Source organism: Micromonospora sp. MGP-C2, assembly GCF_057766525.1.
Genome location: NZ_JBYMEN010000001.1, coordinates 1 through 4,542 on the forward strand (window position 1 = coordinate 1; position 4,542 = coordinate 4,542).

The following is a 4,542-nucleotide window of genomic DNA, read 5'->3' on the forward strand; positions in this document are numbered from 1 at the left end:
AGTCGAAGCCGAGTTCGCGGAAGGGTCGGTCGGTGCCGATGTCGGCGACGCCACCCAGCCCGAGGACCGCGGCCGCCTCGGTGCGCACGACGTCCAGGAGGCGCTTCGCGCGTTCGGTGGCACTCAGGCCGTCGAGGAAGGTGCTCTGCGCTGCGGTCACCTCCTCGACCGGGGAGTACACCTCGTCGAGCAGCGGACGCGACCTGGCCGAGGTGAACGACGCACCAAACCGCTCCCAGTCCACGTCGGCGATCGTGACCGCCCGCTCCCCCGACCCCACCACCTGCGCGAACGCGGCCATCGCCAACTCCGCCGGCATCGGCGGCAACCCCCGACGACGCAACTGCACGTCATCGCCAGCAGCCGCGACCATCCCGCCACCAGCCCACGGACCCCACGACAACGCCGTACCCACCACACCACGAGCCCGACGCGCCGCGATCAACCCATCCAAAAACGCATTCGCCGCCGCATAGGCACCCTGACCACCCGAACCCCAAATACCGGAGATCGACGAGAACACCACGAACGCGTCCAGGTCATCACCCAACAACTCATCCAGATGAACCGCACCCGCGACCTTCCCACTGACCACCTCGTCCCACAGGTCGGGGGTGGTGTCGGTGAGCAGCGCGGACCGTTCGACGCCGGCGGCGTGCACCACGGCCCGCACCGGTGTGTCCAGGTTCTGCAACAGCGCGGCGACCGCGTCCCGATCGGCCATGTCACAGGCGGCGACCGTGGCACGTGCTCCGGCCGCCTCGACCGCAGCGACGACGTCCGCCGCGCCCTCGGCCTGCGGACCTCGCCGCGACACCAGCACGAGGTGCTCGGCGCCCTGCTCAGCGGCCCAGACCGCGACCCGACCACCCAGCGAGCCCGTGCCACCGGTCACCAGGACCGTCCCCGACGGCGACCACCCCGGCTGGTCACCGACTGCGGCGGCCGAACGGACCAACCGCCGCACGTACACACCGGAGGACCGCACCGCCACCTGATCCTCGGCACCGAAACCACCGGCCAGCACCCGCACCAGTCGGGCACCCACCCGCGCGTCCCAGCTGGCCGGGACATCGACCAGACCACCCCACAGGTGCGGCAATTCCAGGCCGACCACCCGACCGACTCCCCAGACCGCTGACGCTTCCGGGGTGACGGTGTCGGCGCGGCCCACGGGTGCACCGCCGGTGGTCACCACCCACAGCGGAGCGACAACGCCAGCCCGCACCAGTTCCTGCACCAGGGCGAGTAGTTCGGCGGGCGGTCCCGGTGTCCGGGCGAGGCGACGATGCCGGCGATCGGTGCCGGCAGGTCGCCGAGGCTCGGTGCGGCCCGGTTGTGCGCGTGGAGCACCTCGGCTCTGGCTTCGGTCAGGGTCCTCGCGAGGGAACTGATGAGGCTCTCGTCGGTCCGATCGGCGCCGACGATCAGCCAGCGGCCGTCGAGGGCTGTCGGCGGCCTCTCCGGTGACCGGCCGCCAGGTGGCCCGGTAGCGCCAGCCGTCGACGACTTCGGCGTCCTGGCGCTTGCGGTGCCACTCGACCAGGGCCGGGAGCAGGTCACCGGCGCTGTCCACGGTGATGCCGAGCCGGTCCAGGTCACCGTCCTCGACGGCAGCCCAGAAGTCGGCGTCGGCCGCTCACCGGGCGCGTCGGTGACGGCCACCGGCTCGGGGACGCTCGGCCAGTAACGCTCGTGCTGGAAGGCGTAGGTGGGCAGGTCGATGAGGCGTCCGCCGGTCAGGCACTGAAGTCCAGTCCACCGCGACGCCGCGCACGAAGACCTGGGCCAGGGCGGTCAGCAAGGTCGGTCGGCTGGTCGCGGTCAGAGCGTTGCACGGGTACGAACACCGCGTCGGAAACGCAGTCCGCGCCCATGGCCGACAGGACCCCGTCGGGGCCGATCTCGACGAACGTGCTGACACCGCAGATCTCCAGGGTGGAAATGCCCTCGGCGAACCGCACGGCTTCCCGGACGTGCCGCACCCAGTAGCCGGCGTCCTGCGCCTCCGCGACCTGTCCGGTCACGTTCGACACCACCGGAATCGCGGGGCTGCCCGTAGGCCAACGCCTCCGCAACCTGAGCGAACTCGGTCAGCATCGGCTCCATCAGCACCGAGTGGAACGCGTGACTGACACGCAGCCGCTTCGACTTCTCGAAGTTGGCCGCCACCGCGGCGACCTCGTCGGCCACACCGGACAGCACCACTGAGCGGGGGCCGTTGATCGCTGCGACGGACACGCCGTCGGTCAACAGTGGCAGCACGTCGGCCTCGGTGGCCCGCACCGCGACCATCACGCCACCCGACGGCAATGCCTGCATCAGGCGGCCCCGGGCGGCAACCAGCTTCGCCGCGTCGGCCAGGGACAGCACCCCGGCGACATGCGCGGCGGCGATCTCACCGATCGAGTGCCCGACCAGGTAGTGCGGAGTGACACCGAACGACTCGACGAGGCGGAACAACGCCACCTCGACCGCGAACAGCGCCGCCTGCGTGTAGACGGTCTGGTCCAGGGCCTTGGCGTCGTCGGCGATCACGTCGCGGATCGGCCGGTCCAGGTGGATGTCGAGCTCGGCGCAGGCCGCGTCGAACGCGTCCGCGTACACCGGGAAGGTCTCGGCCAGTTCCAGGCCCATGCCGGGCCGCTGCGACCCCTGACCGGAGAAGACGAAGGCGGTGCGCCCGCCTGAGCGGTGCCGGTGACCAGACCGGGAGCCGCAGTTCCGGCGGCGAGGGCAGTCAACGCGGCCTGCTGATCCTCAGCCAGGACGACAGCCCGGTGCGCGAGGGTGGCGCGAGCGTCCAGCGAATGACCGACGTCTGCCGGGCTCGGCTTCGGGCTGTCTGTCGAGGTGGTTGGTGAGTCGGGTTGCCTGTGCCCGCAGGGCGTCGTGACTACGAGCGGAGATCAGCCACGGCACCATCGGGTGCGGTGCAGTGTCCGGCTGGTCGGTCGCGGCCTCGACGGTCGGGGGTTCTTCGAGAATCAGGTGGGCGTTGGTGCCGGAGAAACCGAATGAGGACACACCCGCGCGGCGTGGCCGGTTGGTCTGTGGGTGCCAGGGGCGGGTCTCGGTGAGCAACCGCACCTCACCGGTGGACCAGTCGACCTGCGGAGTCGGCTCGTCCACATGCAACGTCGCTGGCAACACATTGTGCTTCAGGGCCTGGACCATCTTGATGACACCCGCGACACCGGCGGCGGCCTGGGTGTGACCGATGTTCGACTTCACCGACCCCAACCACAACGGCTCACCACCAGCACGGTCCTGCCCATACGTGGCCAACAACGCCTGCGCCTCGATCGGATCACCCAACCTGGTGCCCGTGCCATGCGCCTCCACCACATCAACATCAGCAACACCCAGGCCAGCGCTGCCCAACGCCGAACGAATCACCCGCTGCTGCGACGGACCATTCGGCGCCGTCAAACCATTCGACGCACCATCCTGATTGACCGCACTACCGGCCACCACCGCCAACACCGGATGCCCAAGACGCACCGCATCCGACAAACGCTCCACCACCAGAACACCAACACCCTCACCCCACGCCGTGCCATCCGCCGCCGCCGCGAACGCCTTACACCGCCCATCACCGGCCAACCCCCGCTGCCGCGAAAACTCAATAAACGTCCCCGGCGTCGACATCACCGTCACACCACCGGCCAGAGCCAAACCACACTCCCCCGACCGCAACGCCTGCACCGCCAAATGCAACGCCACCAACGACGACGAACACGCCGTATCAACAGTGACCGCCGGACCCTCCACCCCAAGAACATAAGAAACACGACCCGACAACACACTCGCCGCATTACCCGTCCCCAGGAAACCATCAGCCTCCCGCGGCACCGCCAACAACAACGTCGAATAATCCTGACCATTGGTCCCCGTGAACACACCAACCGGAGAACCCCGCAAACCCAACGGATCCACACCCGCCGACTCCAACGCCTCCCACGACACCTCCAACAACAAACGCTGCTGCGGATCCATCGCCAAAGCCTCACGCGGCGACACCCCGAAAAACGACGCGTCGAACCCCGCCACACCCTCCAAAAACCCACCCGACGACACATACGACGTCCCGAACGACTCCCCATCACCGACCAACCCCGACAGATCCCAACCCCGATCCGACGGAAACTCCACCACCCCATCACCACCAGAAACCACAAAATCCCACAACTCATCCGGCGAACCCACACCACCCGGAAAACGACACGCCATACCCACAATCGCCACCGGCTCATCCACCACCGAACCCGCTACTACCTCCGCAACAACACCCTCATCCCCACCCAACAACGACCCCAAAAACCCCGCCAACACACCCGCCGACGGATAATCAAAAACAACACTCGACGGCAACGACAAACCCGTCGCAGCGGCCAACCGATTACGCAACTCCACCGCGGTCAATGAGTCGAAGCCGAGTTCCTTGAACGGTTGGTCGGTGTCGATGTCGGCGACGCCACCCAACCCGAGGACCGCGGCCGCCTCGGTGCGGACCACGTCCAGGAGGCGCTTCGCGCGTTC

General features: G+C 68.4%; 1 protein-coding gene and 1 pseudogene. Both read right to left on the minus strand.

Annotation, left to right across the window (positions count from 1 at the left end; all coding sequences use genetic code 11):
- Positions 1-1,240 (minus strand): beta-ketoacyl reductase (locus AC3CF1_RS00005; protein WP_488449189.1); only part of this gene is annotated, 1,240 nt, incomplete at its 3' end.
- A gap of 574 nt (positions 1,241-1,814) precedes the next feature.
- Positions 1,815-4,542 (minus strand): annotated as a pseudogene (locus tag AC3CF1_RS00010) (type I polyketide synthase); the annotation flags it as partial.